Consider the following 16,199-nt stretch of genomic DNA (forward strand, 5'->3'; position numbering starts at 1 on the left):
CCGAGCCGGTGCCGTGCCTGTGCACAGCACGTGCGTGCGGTGCCGGTTGCGCGAACTCCTGCTCCGGACGGGCCCGTTCGCGCGTCACTTCACGACGATCGACGTCCACGACTTGATCCAGCGCTCGCGGTGTTCGTCGATCCTCGCCGGGTCCATGGTGGCCGCGTCCCCGGTGCTCCGGCCGTACTTGGTGAACACCTCGGGCAACTCGGCGTCCTCACGGGCCGGGTTGACGAACATCTGCAGCGGCAGGTCCTCCTGGAAGGTCCGGCTGAGCATGTAGTCGAGCAGCGCCCTGCCGCCCTCGGCGTTGCGGGCGCCCTCCAGGAGCCCGGCGAACTCCGTCTGCTGGAAGCACGTCCGCTTCGCGATGCCCGTGGGCGCCTCCGCCGGGAGCGGCTTCTTGCCCAGTACCTCGGCGGGCGGGCTGGAGGCGTAGGAGACGACGAGGGGCCGGTCGCCCTTGCCCTTGCCGCCGGCCGAGCCGCTGAACCGCTCGTTGTACGCCTGCTCCCAGCCGTCGACGACTTCGACGCCGTTGGCGCGCAGCTTCTTCCAGTAGTCCTCCCAGCCGCTGTCCCCGTACTCGTCGACGGTGGCCAGCAGGAAGCCCAGCCCGGGCGAGGAGGTGGCGGCGTTCGGGGTGACGAGGAGGTTCTTGTACTCGGGGTCGGCGAGGTCGTCCAGTGAATCGGGCGGCGTCCGGTCCCGCTTCTCGAACCAGCCGCGGTCGTAGTTCACGCATATCTCACCGGAGTCGACGGGCGTGACGCGGTTCCGCTCCTTGTCGAGCTGCAGCTCGGCGGGTACGTGGCCGAGGCCGTCGGCCTTGTACGGCTCGAAGACCCCCTTGCCGAGGGCCCGGGAGAGCAGGGTGTTGTCGACGCCGAAGAAGACATCGCCCTGCGGATTGCCCTTGTTGAGGACCGCCTGGTTCACGGCGGCGCCGGCGTCACCGCCACGCAGCACCTTCACCGTGTAGCCGGTCCGCTCCGTGAACTTCTTCAGCACCGGCTTGGAGACGGCGAAGGAGTCGTGCGTGACAAGGGTGACGGTCTTGTCGTCGTCGCCGCCCTGTCCTGAACCGCCGCACGCGGTGAGTGCGCCCGTGAGGGCGAGGACGCCGGCGGTGGCCGCGGCTGCGCGCAGCACATGCTTGTTCATAGAAATCATCGACTTCCTACCCGGCATGACCCGGGCGAGGTTCGAGGGTCTGCGGGCCGTACGTGCACCCGGCCGCGGACGCCGCCCGGCGCCCCGCGGGGTGTACGTGCAACCGCACTCTCAGCGCTGTGTGCGCTCCCCTGTCGGTCTGCTGTCTGTTGTGCGGGCCCTCGTCGCTTGATGTGCCTGCGACAAGGCGCCCCGACGAAGATTACCAGCCACCCCCGCGTCGGCCCCGGCCCGCTCGCTCCGGTACGAACACCCCGGTACCCGGTATCCGGTACCCGGCACGAACACCCCGGTACGGGCCGGGCCCGCCCGAACGCACCGGGCGGCGCCGGCTCAGCGTTCCGTCGCCGCCAACTGCCCGCAGGCGCCGTCGATCTCCTGCCCGCGGGTGTCCCGTACGGTCACCGGCACGCCGTGTGCCTGAAGCGCCTGCACGAACGCGGCCTCGTCCTCGGGGCGCGACGCCGTCCACTTCGAGCCCGGAGTCGGATTGAGCGGAATCAGATTGACGTGCACGGGCCTGCCCTTGAGCAATCGCCCCAGCAGATCCGCCCGCCACGCCTGGTCGTTGATGTCCTTGATCAGCGCGTACTCGATCGAGACGCGGCGCGAGGACTTCGCCGCGTACTCCCATGCGGCGTCCAGCACCTCGCGGACCTTCCAGCGGGTGTTGACCGGGACGAGGGTGTCGCGCAGTTCGTCGTCCGGCGCGTGCAGCGAGACGGCCAGACGGCACTTGAAGCCCTCGTCCGCGAACCGGAGCATCGCCGGGACGAGCCCCACCGTCGAGACCGTGATCCCGCGCTGCGAGAGCCCCAGCCCGTCGGGCTCCGGATCGGTCAGCCGCCGGATCGCACCCACGACGCGCTTGTAGTTGGCGAGCGGCTCGCCCATGCCCATGAAGACGATGTTCGACAGCCTCGCCGGAGTTCCGGCCGCGCCTTCCGCCTGGCCGCCGGCTCCCGGAACCTCGCCGTCGCGCAGCGCCCGCACACCGTCGACGATCTGGTGGACGATCTCGGCGGTCGACAGATTCCGGTCGAGCCCCGCCTGACCCGTCGCGCAGAACGGGCAGTTCATGCCACAGCCCGCCTGCGAACTGATGCACATCGTGACCCTGTCCGGGTAGCGCATCAGGACCGACTCCACGAGGGTTCCGTCGTGGAGCTTCCACAGCGTCTTACGGGTCATGCCCTCGTCGCAGCTGATGTGCCGCACCACGCTCATCAGGTCCGGCAGCAGCTCGGCGGCGAGCTTCTCGCGTGCCGCCGCGGGGATGTCCGTCCACTGCGCGGGGTCGTGCGCGAGCCGGGAGAAGTAGTGCTGCGACAGCTGCTTGGCCCGGAACGGCTTCTCGCCCGCCCCGGCCACGGCCTCCCGGCGCTCGGCGGGCGTGAGATCGGCAAGGTGCCGCGGCGGCCTGGCGGCCCCCCGCGGCGCGACGAAAGTCAGTTCTCCGGGCTTCGGCATAGCCGTACCAGTGTCGCAGACCGGGGGAGGTGGCCCAGGCCGGAGAGGTGCGACGACAGTCACCATCCGGCATCGACTGTCAGCGCCGGCCAACCTCGCACGGCCCAGAGACGGCCCGAGGACCGAACTCCTGGTCTGGTGATGTCAGCCCTGAACCCCCACACTCCAATGACATGGGGGACAACGGACTGTGGATCGCAACGCTCACAGGCTTCACGGCTGTGCTGGCGAGCCGGGTGACCAGCCGCGGGCACACACGAGCCGCGCAGCTGCAAGCCGAGGCAGCAGCAGCCATTCAAGACAAGGCGCGACGAGACGAAGAGAGACGGACGTCGTACCTCGCCTTCCTTGAGCAAGCCCACCTCATGGGCAGTGAGTACCGCCGTACTCCAGCCATCCTCAGCGTTGAAGATCGCCAGGAACGCAGCGGGCGCCTCCTAGAGCATCGGGCACGCCTACGCGAGCGCTATGGGGCCTTTGCCAAGAACTCGTCTCATTTGGAGAGTCTGCGGTAGCAGATGAGGATGCAGGCGATGCTGGTGAAGGCGAGGAAGTGGTCAGCTTTGCGTTCGTAGCGGCGGTGGAGGTGGCAGCAGCCGGCGAGCCAGGCCATGCGGACAAACATGTCGGGCGCGCTTGACTTGTTGTCGAACTTCGGAACAACCAAATACGACATAGCCCAGCAGATTCGCCCAATAGCAGTCGAGACCCATGGAGCATTGAATGCCACGCCATGACACGTCAAACGCGCCCGTCTTCAGTCTGTACTACATCGCTATCGATACCGAGGCCGGCGTGACGCCGGAGCAATTCGAAGCCTTTGTTCGCCATAAAGGCGTGCACATTCCCTGCTACCCCGGATGGCGCTGGACGCTGCTGCGCGGCCTGCGTGGCGAACGAGCAGGCCAATACATGATGCTGTTCGAAATCGATGACGCCGGGCAGCGCGACCGCTACCTGGCGGCTGACGGCAATCAAACAGAATTGGCACGCCAGTTCTGGCGCGATCGCCGCGAGGCGCGGGAGCTTATCCGCGAATGGAAGAAATACGCCACATTCAGCGAATTGCCCACGATCTATACCGACTACCGCTTGCTGGCGGAAAACAAGAAAAGCACCGTCGCCGATGGGCCGCGTTATCAGGAGCGCCACCCAGGAGAAGAACCTCTCGCCCGGGTGATCGGCATCCACAATCTCGCGCTGCGCCCCGACGTCCGGGCAGATACCTTCGAAAGCTTCATCGCTGAAAATCATCATCGCATCGAGGACTATCCCGACTGGAAATTCCGCCTGCTGAAAGGCGAGCGCGGAAACCGGCTGGATCAGTATGTAGTGCTGATGGAGATTGCCAGCCTCGCGGCACTCCATGCGTTCTATCCTGATGCGGACATCGCGACTGCTGAGGCTGCTGCATTCGCCAAATCCTATCGGGACACGAAGCAGATGTACGAGGAATGGAAGCAGCTGGCTTCGTTCTCCGGCTCACCGCAGATCTACACCGATTACCTGTCGGTGGCGGAAAGCCTGAGCTGACGCAAGTGAGGTGATCTCACCGAATTTCAGTTGGTCTTGCCGTGTTCGAAATGAGTGAGTTCAAGTGCGGCTCTGACGATGTGGCTGATCTTGCGGGGGCTGGTTGTGACGTGTCGCAGGGCGCGCCAGCGGCCGGTGAGCAGGGCGAATCCGCGTTCGCCGAGACATCGCAGGCTGCGGAGTAGGGCGTTGTGGGTTCGCGTGTCCACGTCGAGCACCTGACCATCTGCTGGCTGCTTGATCGGTGTGAACACGCCGATGCCGACTGCGTCGTAGCCGTTGTCGGCCAGGGTGGGCAGGGCGAGTTGCGAGGCGGCCGGGACTGATGCACGGGTCCGGGCTCACTTCGCCGGAGACCCGCTTCCCTCGGACTACCTGCTCGTCGACGCCTCCTCACGCTGACAGGGAGCGGCGCCCGGGTACGGGACGGGAGGACGGAGGCAGGAGCCGGGCTGCGGGGCCGGGTGGTGGAGGCGCGGAACGAGGGGGCTGCCGCATACCGCATCCAGCGGCCCGTCCCGCTCAGCCCCCGCCGACGAATGCGACGAGCAGCAGCCACACGACCGGGGCCGTCGGGAGGAGCGAGTCGAGCCGGTCCATGATGCCGCCGTGTCCGGGGAGCAGTGTGCCCATGTCCTTGATGCCCAGGTCGCGCTTCATCATGGACTCGCCGAGGTCGCCCAAGGTGGCGGTGACCGCCACTGCCATGCCGAGCAGCAGGCCCTGCCACCAGACGCCGCCCTCTACCAGGAACTGCATGCACAGGGCCCCCGCCACCATGCAGAAGGCGATGGCGCCGCCCAGACCCTCCCGCGTCTTGCCGGGGCTGATGCTCGGCGCAAGCTTGTGGGTGCCGAAGCGCCAGCCCACGGCGTACGCACCGGTGTCGCTGACGACGGTCAGCAGCAGGAACGTCAGTACCCGCCACGGACCGTCGTCCGCGGCGAGCATGAGCGCGACGAACGTGGCGAGGAACGGCACGTAGAACGTGGCGAAGACGGCCGCTGTCACGTCCCGCAGGTACTCGTCGGGCGACTCGGTCATCCGCCACACGAGCACGGCGAGGGCCGTCAGCGCCATGATCACCCATGCGCCCTCGGGCCCCCGCAGATAGCCCGCGATCACCATGGCGGCGCCGCCCACGCCCAGCGGCACCAGCGGTGCCTGGATCTCCTTGCACTCGCTGAGCCGTGAGGTCAGCTCCCACAGACCGACGACGACGGCGACGACTATCACGCCGAGGAAGACGGGCTTGTAGAGGAAGAGCGAGGCGAGGATGACCGCGCCGAGTCCGACGCCCACTCCTATCGCGGCACGAAGGTCCCGTCCGGCTCGCTTCTTGCCGCCGAGCGGGGCGGGGCCGGGGTCACCGGGGGCGGGGCGTCTGCCGCCGCCGTCCCGGCTGCCGGAGCCGCCGGAGCCGTGGGAACCGCCTTGTCCGGGCCCGCTCTGGTCACCGCCAGGGCCGCCCGGGTCGGACACGATGGGCATACGCCGAGTCTGCGGCACGGCACCGGTCCCGTGCGCGGGAGCTTCACCCGTGCCGGGCTGGAAGGCGCTCCCGGACACGGCGCCACCCCGGGCGCGTGCGTCCGGGGGTCCGGTACGGGGCGGCGGGGCTCCCCACGTTGAGTCGTTCACAGATTGCAGCCTCAGACCTCGGACCTCGGACGGATCTCGGACAGTCCCGCACGCGGGGACCTCAGACCTCGAGCAGCTCGGCTTCCTTGTGCTTGAGCAGCTCGTCGATCTGTCCCGTGTACTTCGACGTGGTGTCGTCGAGCTCCTTCTCGGCCCGGCGCCCCTCGTCCTCGCCCACGTCGCCGTCCTTGATGGCGGCCTCGAGGGTCTCCTTGGCCTTGCGGCGGACGCTGCGGATGGAGATCTTCGCGTCCTCGGCCTTGCCCTTGGCGACCTTGATGTACTCCCTGCGGCGCTCCTCGGTCAGCTCGGGGAAAGTCACCCGGATGATATTGCCGTCGTTCGACGGGTTGACGCCCAGGTCGGAGTCGCGGATCGCCTGCTCGATGTTGCGCAGCGAGCTCTTGTCGAACGGCGTCACCACCGCCATCCGCGGCTCCGGAACCGAGAACGATGCCAGCTGGTTGATCGGCGTCATCGTGCCGTAGTACTCCGCCACGATCTTGTTGAACATCGCAGGATGCGCACGGCCCGTGCGGATCGCGGCGAAGTCCTCTTTGGCGACCACGACCGCCTTCTCCATCTTCTCCTCGGCTTCGAGGAGGGTCTCTTCGATCACCACGTGCTCCTGGTTTCCTTGAATGAGCCTTGCGGATAAGCCCTGTTTCCTGCACGGTGTCCGACCGGCAGGCGGTTGTCCACCCCGTGTCGAGCCGTTCGTACGACGGCGAGTCACCCCGCGGCACCGAGCCGCACCCGCGCCTGCCGAAGGCCGAACGTCAGCCTCTCGTGCCCTGGTTGCTCACCAGGGTGCCGATCTTCTCACCCTTCACCGCTCGCGCGATATTGCCCTCCGCGAGCAACTCGAAGACCAGGATCGGCAGTTTGTTGTCCCGGCAGAGCGTGACGGCCGTGGCGTCGGCGACCTTCAGGTCGCGCGTGATGACCTCGCCGTACTCGAGGGCGTCGAACTTCACCGCGTCCGGATTCTTGGCCGGGTCCGAGTCGTAGACGCCGTCCACACCGTTCTTGCCCATCAGCAGCGCCTCCGCGTGGATCTCCAGGGCGCGCTGCGCGGCAGTGGTGTCGGTGGAGAAGTACGGCATGCCCATACCGGCGCCGAAGATGACGACCCGGCCCTTCTCCAGGTGCCGCACCGCACGGAGCGGAATGTACGGCTCAGCGACCTGCCCCATGGTGATCGCCGTCTGGACGCGGGAGTCGATCCCCTCCTTCTCCAGGAAGTCCTGGAGCGCCAGGCAGTTCATGACGGTGCCGAGCATCCCCATGTAGTCGGAGCGCGCACGGTCCATTCCGCGCACCTGCAGCTGGGCACCGCGGAAGAAGTTGCCGCCGCCGATGACCACGGCCAGCTCCGCGCCGTCGCGTACGACGGACGCGATCTCGTGGGCCATCTTGTGCACGATGTCGGGATCGACGCCGAGCCCCCCGCCGCCGGCGAACGCCTCACCGGAGAGCTTGAGCAGGAAACGCTTGCGGCCGCTGCGGCTGCTCCTGCCTGTGTCGGATGTATCGCTGTCCTTGCTCATGAACTCTCCTCGTGCACATACGAAGAGGCCACTGCCGGCGGATCTCGAAATCCCTGGTGCGGCAATGGCCTCCTCGTCACAACTGCCCTGTGCCCGACCTTATCGGGCGCGTACCGCGCGCGTGCGTCACGCGTCGGCACGCCTGCACGGGGCCGGTACCTCAGGCACCCACGCGGAAACGCGCGAAGTGCTTCAGCGAGACGCCCGCTTCTTCCAGGACCTTCTGGACGCTCTTCTTGTTGTCCTTGGCGAAGGGCTGGTCGAGGAGGGTGTTCTCCTTGAAGAAGCCCGTGACGCGACCCTCGACGATCTTGGGCAGCGCCTGCTCCGGCTTGCCCTCCTCGCGTGCGGTCTCCTCGGCGATGCGGCGCTCGTTCTCGACGGTCTCGGCCGGGATCTCGTCGCGGGTGAGGAACTTCGGCGCGAAGGCGGCGATGTGCTGCGCGACGTCCTTGGCGACCTCCGCGTTCTCCTTGTCCAGCTCGACGAGCACGCCGACCTGCGGAGGCAGGTCCGGGCTCGTGCGGTGCAGGTAGGAGGCGACGTAGGCGCCGGAGAACTGGGCGAAGCGGTCCAGGACGATCTTCTCGCCGAGGTTGGCGTTGGCCTCGTCCACGTACGCCTGGACGGTCTTGCCCGGCTCGATCTCCGAGGCGAGCAGCGCCGCGGTGTCGGCGGGGGAAGTGGCGGCGACGTGGCCTGCGATGGCGTCGGCGACGGCGAGGAACTTCTCACCCTTCGCGACGAAGTCCGTCTCGCACTTGAGCTCCACGAGCACGCCGGAGGCGTTGTCGTCTGCGATGCGGGCGACCAGCGCGCCGTTCGAAGCGGTGCGGCTCTCGCGCTTGGCCACGCCCTTCTGGCCCTTGACGCGCAGAACCTCGACGGCCTTGTCGACGTCGCCCTCGGACTCCTCCAGGGCCTTCTTGCAGTCCATCATGCCGGCGCCGGTGAGCTCACGGAGCTTCTTGACGTCGGCGGCGGTGTAGTTCGCCATGCTTGGTTTCCTTCTGTGACCAGGCTCCGCCTCACGTCCGCACTTCGCAGCGCGGGGGCGGAACTCGTGTCCTTCTTGAGGTCTCTTCGCGGCCGGTCCGGGGCGTCGCCGGTCACCGTCGTGCGGTGCGGCGGAGCCGCGCGTGAGTCTGCGTCGCTTCCCGGGCGGCCGTGGCAATCGTCACGGGGCGCGGCGGACGGCGGCGAAAAAGCCGCCCGCCGCACCCAATGGGACGTCAGGCGTTCTCGGCGGTCTTCGGCTCGGAGTCGTCGGCCGGCTTGTCCTCGGCCGGCTTCTCCTCGGCCTTGGCCTCGGCGGCCTTCTCCTCTTCCTTCGCCTCGGTCTTGCCCGCGGCGCCCTCGCTCTTCTCGCCCTCCAGGAGCTCACGCTCCCACTCGGCGAGCGGCTCGGCGGACTTGTCGCCGCTCTTGGCGGCCTCTGCGGCGCCGGAGCGGGCGATGAGGCCCTCGGCCGCGGCGTCGGCGATCACGCGGGTGAGGAGCGTGACGGAGCGGATGGCGTCGTCGTTGCCCGGGATCTTGTAGTCGACCTCGTCGGGGTCGCAGTTAGTGTCCAGGATGGCGACGACGGGGATGTTTAGCTTCCGCGCCTCGCCCACCGCGATGTGCTCCTTCTTGGTGTCCACGATCCAGACGGCACTGGGCACCTTCTGCATCTCGCGGATACCGCCGAGGGTCTTCTCCAGCTTCGCCTTCTCGCGGGAGAGGACCAGCAGCTCCTTCTTGGTGAGGCCGGAGGCGGCCACGTCCTCGAAGTCGATCTGCTCCAGCTCCTTGAGCCGCTGCAGACGCTTGTAGACGGTCGAGAAGTTGGTCAGCATGCCGCCGAGCCAGCGCTGGTTCACGTAGGGCATGCCCACGCGCGTGGCCTGCTCGGCGATGGCCTCCTGGGCCTGCTTCTTCGTGCCGACGAACATGATGGAGCCGCCGTGCGCGACGGTCTCCTTGACGAACTCGTAGGCGCGGTCGATGTACGACAGCGACTGGAGCAGGTCGATGATGTAAATGCCGTTGCGCTCCGTGAAGATGAAGCGCTTCATCTTCGGGTTCCAGCGGCGGGTCTGGTGCCCGAAGTGGACGCCGCTCTCCAGCAGCTCCCGCATCGTGACGACGGCCATGGCCGTATCTCCTTGTATTGCTCGGTTGTCGTCAGCGCTGGCCGGGACGGCCATCGCTTGCCTGACGCCTCTGGCGCGCTGCCCGCGGGGCCTGTGGAGGGGCCCGTCGTGGGACCGAGATGCGCGGCCACCGGGTGAGGGTGGCGAGGCGTGCGAAGTCAGCCCGGTGGCCCGGGCCGCACCAGCAGTGTACGGGACCAGGGAGGGGCACGGCTCCCTGGCAGAGGGAATCCGGATTGCCGGACATGCGCCGCGGCCGTGCGCAGACTGCGGCATGTGCCGGGGCGCGCGACGGACGGTACGCCCAGGGCAGGCACCTGGAGCAGACACCTCCGGCAGGTCCCTCCCGGGAGCACGGCGTGAGCACGCTGTCATGCCCGTGGGCGCACCGGTCACGGAGGCGCCGATGCCCCTCGCACGGGTGATCGCGCTGTCCACCAGGAGCCGGTTGTCCACGGAAGTTCAGCAAGATCCCCGCGCCCGGCCCCGGAACGGGACCGTGCATGTACGGCGACCGATCAGGGGGTGCTGTCCGTGGTCCGGGGTGAGCGGGCCGGCCGGAGTGCGCGAGGTGTCACAGGCGTGCGAGCCGGCCGAGGTTTTGGAGTTTTGCTCCGCGGGGTGGTGCGTGTGCCGGCCCGCGCGGTGCTTTGCACCGCGATCGTGCTGGTGCCGGCCGGCCCCATGAGTGCGCCGGCGCACGCGGAGGAACGGCATGTGCCGCCGTCGGGGACGGCCCGGCGGGATGCGGTCCCGCGGGATCACGGCGGCGGCGACGGGAGGGTGTGGCCAGTGGCGGGGCACGCCGGGCTGCCTCGGGTCGCCCGCGGCTGGAAGCCGCCGCCGAAGCCCTGGGCCGCCGGTCACCGCGGGGTGGATCTCGCAGCTCCCCCGGGCAGCGCGGTGCGTGCGGTCGCATCGGGGCGGGTCTCGTTCGCGGGCAGGGTCGCCGGACGCTGGGTGGTGTCGGTGGAGCTGGCGGGCACGGGACACCCTCCGCTGCGCATGACGTACGAACCGGTCAGGCCGTCCGTCCACAGGGGCGACCGCGTGCGGGCCGGCCAGACCGTCGGCAAGGTGGCAGGCGGGCCCTTCCATTGCGACAGCGGCTGCCTGCACTGGGGCGCATTGCGGGGACGGCGCTATCTCGACCCTCTGTCGCTGCTGCGCGGCGGACCGTCGAGGCTGCTGCCGGTCTTCGGGGTGCCGGTGCCCGGTCACGCTCGCAACGTCGGCCCAGGAGGCACCGCCGGTGCGGGGTCCGGGCCGGGCGCCGGCGCGGGGACCGCTGCCGCCAGGAGGGCGGACGCCGAGCGACACCCGGTGGTGAACCGCGCCGCGGTGACGGACCCGGCCGTGACCGGTCAGACGCTTCCGGATCTGGGCCGGCTGTCACTTGCCGCGGGGCTGGGGTGTGCCGCCTGCTGGGCGCGACGGCGGCTGTCCTGCGCACTCCGTTGTCCTCGAGCCGGACGGCGACGGCGGGGGTGCCGCACCATGACGGGACGTGGCGCCCCGCAGGAGGGCGGGGCGCAGCCCGGGAGCCGGTCGCGTCCGCCGCCCCGTGTCAGCTGCGGACGCCGCTGAGGGCCATGGAAACCGCCGCTTCTGTGATCTCTTCGGGGCTCTCCGCGGCGCCGAGTTCGATGCGCCGTACCGCCGCGTCGACGACACCTTGGAGGAGCATCGCCGCCAGGCGCGGCTGGTCGTGCCCCAGCGCCGCGAGGGCCTCGACGACCATGGCGACGAGCCCTCCGTGGGCCGCGCGGATCTTCTCGCGTGCTCCGGCGTCCAGCTCACCTGCGGAGATCGCCACGACCGCCCGGTGCCGCCCGTCTCCGACGAGCGCCAACTGCCGGCGGACGTAGGCTTCGATCTTCTCTTCCGGTGATTCGGCCTCGGCCATGGCCACCTCGACCTCGGCAGCCCACACGGGGAAGTCGACGGCGCAGAGTTCCTCGACGACCGCGCCGCGGGAACGGAAGTACTCATAGACCGATGAGCGCGCGAGGCCGGTGCGCTGTGCGAGGGCGGGGAAGGTCAGGGCGTCGGTGCCGCCTTCGGACAGCAGTGCACGGGCAGCGTCGAGAAGCGCGGAGCGCTGCATGGTCCGGTGCTCGGCCACAGAGGCCGCTCGAATCCTTGGCACGCCCCCACCATACGGACGGAGGTACCGGTTCAGCGACCGACGTCGGCGAGCTTTGCCCGAAGCTGAAGGACGGACTTGGTGTGGATCTGGCTCACGCGGCTCTCGGTCACTCCGAGGACCTGGCCGATCTCCGCCAGTGTCAGGCCCTCGTAGTAGTAGAGGGTCACCACGGTCTTCTCCCTGTCAGGGAGGGTGTTGATCGCGCGGGCGAGCAGGCGTCTCAGCTCGCGGTCCTCGGCGACCTCGACGGGATTGTCCGCGGCGGTGTCTTCCAAGGTGTCCATGAGGCTGAGGCGGTCTCCGCTCTCGCCGCCCACGTGCAGCAGTTCCTCCAGGGCCACGACGTTGGCGAGGGACAACTGGCTGAAGACACCGTGCAGTTCCTCCAGTGGGATGCCCATCTCCGCCGCGACCTCCGCCTCGGAGGGGCTGCGCCGCAGCGTCGATTCCAGGGTGGCGTAGGCACGTTCGACTGCCCGTGCCTTCTGGCGCACGGACCGGGGGATCCAGTCGAGGGCTCGCAGTTCGTCGATCATGGCTCCGCGGATGCGTGTGATCGCGTACGTCTCGAACTTGATGGAGCGCTCCGGGTCGAACTTCTCGATGGCGTCGATGAGTCCGAATACCCCTGAGGAGACGAAGTCGGCCTGTTCCACGTTGGGGGGCAGCCCGACGCTGACGCGCCCGGCGACGTACTTCACCAGGGGCGAGTAGTGCAGGATCAGCTGTTCCCGCAGCTGCTCGTCGCCCGTGGCCTTGTACGACCGCCACAGCTCGTCCAGCGCACTGTGACCGGCACCGAGTCCGGTGTACTCGGTGCCGGCGGGTGCCTCGGTGGCGGTGCCGGCGCGTTCAGGCCCGGGAGTGTGCTGGGGCATGCGTCGCCTTGAGCCGTTCTGCTGAGTAGTCGTCACGCGGCGGAAGCGTGTGCGTGACCGGGTGCCTCTTCCTTGGGAGGTGTGAGCGTAGCGTGACCTCACGGTCGCAATATGCGATGAGCTCCCGCGTCAGCATGCGCAGATACGTTCCGCTGCCCGCACCCGGGAGTTACTGCCGTGGTAGCGCCCGGAACCGGCCTTCGGGGGTGGGCGGGACGCAACCAGAGCATGCGGATCACCCTTTCATTCGATAGCCGCAGGTCAAGGACCGGCTCATCACTCGATGGGGTGCCCGGCAGCGCTCCGGGACGCCGCGGACCGGTTCAACTGCCAACCGGCGCCCAGGCGTTCGACGAAGCCCAGCGCGCACAGCTCCTGCAGTCTCGCCAGGGCCGCATCAGCAGTGATGCCGACGGCCTGCGCGAGCTGCGCGGACCGGGCGGCCCCGCGCGCGGGCAACGCGTCGAGCACCATTGCGGCCTCGCCAGGCAGCACGTCACGCGGCACTGCCGCGCCTCGTCTCCGCGGGGCCAGCTCACCGATGCTGCCCACCATTTCGATCACTTCGGCTGCGTCCGTGACGAGGCTCCCCTCCTCCCTGAGCAGTTCGTGCACCCCGGCGGAGAGCCCCGAGGTGACCGGCCCGGGCACACCCATGACGAACCGGCCCAGCCGTCGCGCGTGCCGTGCCGTCGACAACGAACCGCTGCGCAGCGCCGCTTCGACGACGACCGTGCCCCGTGTGAGTGCGGCGATCACCCGGTTGCGGAGTACGAAGCGGCTCGGCGTCGGGTGATCCTTCGGAGGCAACTCGGCCAGCACCAGACCCTGTTCGGCGATGCGCGCGATCAACTCGGCGTGGCCCGGCGGATAGGCCACGTCCACCCCGCACGCCAGAACCCCGACGGTGGCGCCGCCCGCCGCGAGGGCGCCCCTGTGCGCGGCCCCGTCGATGCCGTACGCCGCACCGGAGATCACGGTCCAGCCGCGTTCGGCCAGTCCCGCCCCGAGCAACGCCGCCACATGCACGCCGTACTCGGTGCAGGCGCGGGCGCCGACGATCGCGACCGAACGAAGCGCCCACAGCCGAAGACTGGGGGCACCGCGCACCCACAGCCCGATGGGCCTCGTCACGCCCAGGGCGTCGAGCTGACCGGGCCATTCGTGGTCTCCCGGGCAGACGAAGCGCCCACCGAGGGCCTCGACTGCCGCCAAGTCGGCCTCGGGACGGGCTCGTTCCGCGCGGGAGCGCAGTCCGGCCCAGCGGCTCTCGTCGGCCCCCGGCATCGCACCGGAGTCGTCGCGAAGCGCACGCACCACCTCCTGCGCGCCGTAAGTCCTCAGCCAGCGCCCCGCCTTCTCGTCACCGGGCTCCACGATCCTGGTCAGGGCGGCGCGGGCGAGACGCTCCTCCGGGCACGGCTCGCACTGCTCGGGATCCTCGGGAACCTTCCCTGTGGCGGGGCGGCCGTGCGCGTCGGTGGTCATGGCCGCCCCCGGAGCGAGACCCCAGCCGGGGAAGGAGATGTGCCCCGTCGGATCCCTGTGCGGAGCTCGAGGGCCCAGTCGACGTCCTGGGCCGTCGGGCGGTCGTGCCCCGCCAGGTCGGCGACCGTCCAGGCGACACGGAGCACTCTGTCCATCCCGCGGGCGGTGAGCAGCCCGTGCTCCATGTCCTCCTCCGCCCTGCTCAACGCTCCCGGCTCGGCGGGCCAGCGCGTACGCAGCTCGTGTCCGGGGACATCGCTGTTCGCCGACCACGGCGTCCCCATGTAGCGCGCGGCAGCGCGCTCCCGCGCGGCCAGCACGCGCTCCGCCACCGCCGCCGTGCTCTCCGACTTCCCGTGCAGGCCCGCCAGTTCGGAACGGGTGAGCGGCTTGACGTGGACCCTGAGGTCGACCCGGTCCATCAGCGGCCCCGAGAGCCTCGCCCGGTACCGCCTGACCGAGGCGGGGCGGCATTCGCACTCCCCGCCCTTCATGCCGTGACGACCGCACGGACAGGGGTTCGCGGCGAGAGCGAGCAGGAACCGGGCGGGCATCCGCATCATCCCGGAGGCCCGTGCGACCACGACCTGCCCCGACTCCAGCGGCTGCCGCATCGCGTCGAGGACGCGTCCGCTGCACTCGGCCGCCTCGTCCAGGAACAAGACCCCGTGATGCGCCATGGACACCGCTCCCGGACGCGGGAGGCCCGATCCGCCGCCGACCAGGGAGGCCATCGTCGCCGAGTGGTGAGGGGCGCAGTAGGGCGGGCGCGTGACCAGCGGCTGCCCCGGGGGCAGCACACCGGCCACCGAGTGGACGGCGGTCACCTCCAGCGACTGCTGCGACGTCAGCGGCGGCAGCAGCCCCGGGAGGCGCTCGGCCAGCATGGTCTTGCCGGCCCCGGGCGGGCCTTTGAAGAAGATGTGGTGACGGCCGGCCGCCGCCACCTCCAGCGCTCGGCGCGCGGTGTGCTGGCCGGCGACGTCGGCCATGTCGAGGGGGCGCTCCGCTCTGCGGGCGGCCCCGGGTGCCGCCCACCCCTGGCCGGGCAGCGACAGCACTGACAGGCCACGGTCGCCGGCCGGCTCGTCCACGGGCAGCCCTTCGGGCGGCTCTTCCTCCGGAACGGGCTCGTCGTTGAGCAGCGCGATCAGCTGCCGGAGGCTGCGGACGCCCAGGACGCTCACATCCGGCACCAGGGACGCCTCGGGCACCGCCTCCTCCGGGACGACGACCTGCCGGTGTCCCGCGTCGGCCGCGGCCAGAACCGCCGGAAGCACTCCCCGCACGGGACGCACGCGCCCGTCGAGGCCCAGTTCGCCCAGCATCAGCAAGCCGGCGACGCTGCGCGGATCGATCCGCTCGGCCGCTCCCAGCACCGCACAGGCGACGCCCAGGTCGAACCCGCTGCCGCTCTTGGGCACGGAGGCCGGACTCAGCCCGACGGTGAGCTTTTTCTGGGGCCACTCGGCACCCGCGTTGACCACCGCAGCCCGTACACGGTCGCGGCTCTCGGTCAGGCTCTTGTCGGGCAGACCCACCAGCGTGAACGTCGCGACGCCCGGCTCCAGATCGGCCTGGATCTCGACGACGACGCCCTCCACGCCCACCAGCGCCACCGAGCACGTCCGGGCGAACCCCATCAGGCCACCCCGCGTGCGTGCTGGACCAGTGGCGCGCCCCGGTCCGGCAGCAGCACTCCGACGAGGTCGATCCGCACTCCACCGCGGGGCGGCTGCCCGTACCGGCCGAGCCAGCATTCGGTCAGCCAGCGCGAGGCCAGTCTCCGCAGCCGTGCCGACTTCGCGGGTGTGACCGCGGACATCGGATGCTCGAATGTCCCGCCCCGCCCAGCACGCCTGGTCTTGACCTCGCAGATCACCAGCGCGTCCCTGTCCCGCGCGACGATGTCGAGCTCGCCCTCGGCGCAGCGCCAGTTGCGCTCCAGAACCGCCATTCCCGCCTGACGCAGCCTCCGGGCCGCGACATCCTCCCCGTACCGACCGAGGGCTTTACGGGCGCTCATCAGCACCACCTCCGGTCACCGACTGTGACGGAAGGAGGGCGAGCCAGTTGATCAAGGCGGAGATCCGGGGACAACCGGTGGACTGTGGAGAAAGCCGTCACCCTCAGGGAGACGACGACGCCGCTGGAACTTGGCTCGGCGCGTGCGGAAGCGCGG

At 69.6% G+C, this 16,199-nt stretch carries 15 protein-coding genes, 1 pseudogene and 1 riboswitch; of the genes and pseudogenes, 2 read left to right on the forward strand and 14 right to left on the reverse strand.

Going from position 1 to position 16,199, the window contains the following annotated elements; genetic code table 11:
• Positions 1-84 precede the first annotated feature (84 nt).
• From H180DRAFT_RS13645 to H180DRAFT_RS29125, 3 genes and pseudogenes are all read right to left on the reverse strand, one after another.
• Positions 85-1,164: a thiamine ABC transporter substrate-binding protein gene (locus H180DRAFT_RS13645; RefSeq protein ID WP_055486328.1), complete on the reverse strand. Its 1,080-nt coding sequence runs from the start codon at positions 1,162-1,164 to the stop codon at positions 85-87.
• Positions 1,161-1,316: riboswitch (TPP riboswitch) on the reverse strand. (Overlaps the previous gene by 4 nt.)
• Positions 1,317-1,506: 190 nt before the next feature.
• A complete protein-coding gene (gene rlmN / locus H180DRAFT_RS13650) occupies positions 1,507-2,643 on the reverse strand; it encodes a dual-specificity RNA methyltransferase RlmN (protein ID WP_055486329.1) in 1,137 nt (378 codons plus the stop codon).
• Between the two features lie 493 nt (positions 2,644-3,136).
• Positions 3,137-3,256: pseudogene (locus tag H180DRAFT_RS29125) on the reverse strand (IS5/IS1182 family transposase); the annotation flags it as partial.
• 110 nt (positions 3,257-3,366) lie between these two features.
• Between H180DRAFT_RS29125 and H180DRAFT_RS13660 the strand changes: the two are divergent.
• Positions 3,367-4,176 carry a hypothetical protein gene (locus H180DRAFT_RS13660; protein WP_055486330.1) on the forward strand — a complete coding sequence of 270 codons (810 nt, stop codon included), beginning with the start codon at positions 3,367-3,369 and terminating at the stop codon, positions 4,174-4,176.
• A 26-nt stretch (positions 4,177-4,202) separates the two neighbouring features.
• Here H180DRAFT_RS13660 and H180DRAFT_RS13665 read toward each other — a convergent pair whose 3' ends face one another.
• The 6 genes from H180DRAFT_RS13665 to rpsB all read right to left on the reverse strand — a co-directional run bounded on the left by H180DRAFT_RS13665 (position 4,203) and on the right by rpsB (position 9,502).
• Entirely contained in the window at positions 4,203-4,475 is a 273-nt protein-coding gene (locus H180DRAFT_RS13665) for a transposase family protein (RefSeq protein WP_199822490.1), read from the reverse strand.
• Positions 4,476-4,698: 223 nt separating this feature from the next.
• Entirely contained in the window at positions 4,699-5,817 is a 1,119-nt protein-coding gene (locus H180DRAFT_RS13670; protein ID WP_055486332.1) for a phosphatidate cytidylyltransferase, read from the reverse strand.
• A 61-nt stretch (positions 5,818-5,878) separates the two neighbouring features.
• Entirely contained in the window at positions 5,879-6,436 is a 558-nt protein-coding gene (gene frr, locus H180DRAFT_RS13675; protein WP_055486473.1) for a ribosome recycling factor, read from the reverse strand.
• Between the two features lie 160 nt (positions 6,437-6,596).
• Positions 6,597-7,367 (reverse strand): UMP kinase, encoded by a 771-nt coding sequence (pyrH, locus tag H180DRAFT_RS13680; RefSeq protein WP_055486333.1) that lies wholly within the window; start codon positions 7,365-7,367, stop codon positions 6,597-6,599.
• A gap of 160 nt (positions 7,368-7,527) precedes the next feature.
• Positions 7,528-8,364 carry a translation elongation factor Ts gene (gene tsf, locus H180DRAFT_RS13685; RefSeq protein ID WP_055486334.1) on the reverse strand — a complete coding sequence of 279 codons (837 nt, stop codon included), beginning with the start codon at positions 8,362-8,364 and terminating at the stop codon, positions 7,528-7,530.
• 235 nt (positions 8,365-8,599) lie between these two features.
• On the reverse strand, positions 8,600-9,502 hold the full coding sequence (gene rpsB, locus H180DRAFT_RS13690) for a 30S ribosomal protein S2 (protein ID WP_055486335.1): 903 nt from the start codon (positions 9,500-9,502) through the stop codon (positions 8,600-8,602).
• A 684-nt stretch (positions 9,503-10,186) separates the two neighbouring features.
• Between rpsB and H180DRAFT_RS13695 the strand changes: the two genes are divergently transcribed.
• A complete protein-coding gene (locus H180DRAFT_RS13695; RefSeq protein WP_079100108.1) occupies positions 10,187-11,089 on the forward strand; it encodes a murein hydrolase activator EnvC family protein in 903 nt (300 codons plus the stop codon).
• Here the strand turns inward: H180DRAFT_RS13695 and H180DRAFT_RS13700 are convergent.
• From H180DRAFT_RS13700 to H180DRAFT_RS13720, 5 genes are all read right to left on the reverse strand, one after another.
• The gene (locus tag H180DRAFT_RS13700) at positions 11,070-11,609 is read right to left on the reverse strand and encodes a TetR/AcrR family transcriptional regulator (protein WP_055486474.1); all 540 of its coding nucleotides are present in this window, start codon (positions 11,607-11,609) and stop codon (positions 11,070-11,072) included. The two genes, H180DRAFT_RS13695 and H180DRAFT_RS13700, sit on opposite strands and share 20 nt — an antisense overlap.
• Before the next feature lie 71 nt (positions 11,610-11,680).
• Positions 11,681-12,529 (reverse strand): RNA polymerase sigma factor WhiG, encoded by an 849-nt coding sequence (gene whiG / locus H180DRAFT_RS13705; protein ID WP_055486337.1) that lies wholly within the window; start codon positions 12,527-12,529, stop codon positions 11,681-11,683.
• Positions 12,530-12,805: 276 nt separating this feature from the next.
• Positions 12,806-14,017: a DNA-processing protein DprA gene (gene dprA / locus H180DRAFT_RS13710; protein WP_079100094.1), complete on the reverse strand. Its 1,212-nt coding sequence runs from the start codon at positions 14,015-14,017 to the stop codon at positions 12,806-12,808.
• Entirely contained in the window at positions 14,014-15,660 is a 1,647-nt protein-coding gene (locus tag H180DRAFT_RS13715) for a YifB family Mg chelatase-like AAA ATPase (RefSeq protein WP_055486338.1), read from the reverse strand. The genes dprA and H180DRAFT_RS13715 overlap by 4 nt, the downstream gene beginning before the upstream one ends.
• Positions 15,660-16,043: a YraN family protein gene (locus H180DRAFT_RS13720; RefSeq protein ID WP_055486476.1), complete on the reverse strand. Its 384-nt coding sequence runs from the start codon at positions 16,041-16,043 to the stop codon at positions 15,660-15,662. The genes H180DRAFT_RS13715 and H180DRAFT_RS13720 overlap by 1 nt, the downstream gene beginning before the upstream one ends.
• Positions 16,044-16,199: the final 156 nt, after the last annotated feature.

Source organism: Streptomyces sp. WMMB 322 (genome assembly GCF_900090145.1).
GTDB lineage: Bacteria > Actinomycetota > Actinomycetes > Streptomycetales > Streptomycetaceae > Streptomyces.

Bases quoted from the DNA above. Each gene is read 5' to 3' on its own strand.
- H180DRAFT_RS13695 (WP_079100108.1), top strand. From the start codon at position 10,187: ATGAGTGCGCCGGCGCACGCGGAGGAACGGCATGTGCCGCCGTCGGGG.
- rlmN (WP_055486329.1), bottom strand. From the start codon at position 2,643: ATGCCGAAGCCCGGAGAACTGACTTTCGTCGCGCCGCGGGGGGCCGCC.
- whiG (WP_055486337.1), bottom strand. From the start codon at position 12,529: ATGCCCCAGCACACTCCCGGGCCTGAACGCGCCGGCACCGCCACCGAG.
- dprA (WP_079100094.1), bottom strand. From the start codon at position 14,017: ATGACCACCGACGCGCACGGCCGCCCCGCCACAGGGAAGGTTCCCGAG.
- H180DRAFT_RS13720 (WP_055486476.1), bottom strand. From the start codon at position 16,043: ATGAGCGCCCGTAAAGCCCTCGGTCGGTACGGGGAGGATGTCGCGGCC.
- H180DRAFT_RS13715 (WP_055486338.1), bottom strand. From the start codon at position 15,660: ATGGGGTTCGCCCGGACGTGCTCGGTGGCGCTGGTGGGCGTGGAGGGC.
- H180DRAFT_RS13700 (WP_055486474.1), bottom strand. From the start codon at position 11,609: ATGCAGCGCTCCGCGCTTCTCGACGCTGCCCGTGCACTGCTGTCCGAA.
- pyrH (WP_055486333.1), bottom strand. From the start codon at position 7,367: ATGAGCAAGGACAGCGATACATCCGACACAGGCAGGAGCAGCCGCAGC.
- H180DRAFT_RS13645 (WP_055486328.1), bottom strand. From the start codon at position 1,164: ATGAACAAGCATGTGCTGCGCGCAGCCGCGGCCACCGCCGGCGTCCTC.
- tsf (WP_055486334.1), bottom strand. From the start codon at position 8,364: ATGGCGAACTACACCGCCGCCGACGTCAAGAAGCTCCGTGAGCTCACC.
- H180DRAFT_RS13660 (WP_055486330.1), top strand. From the start codon at position 3,367: ATGCCACGCCATGACACGTCAAACGCGCCCGTCTTCAGTCTGTACTAC.
- rpsB (WP_055486335.1), bottom strand. From the start codon at position 9,502: ATGGCCGTCGTCACGATGCGGGAGCTGCTGGAGAGCGGCGTCCACTTC.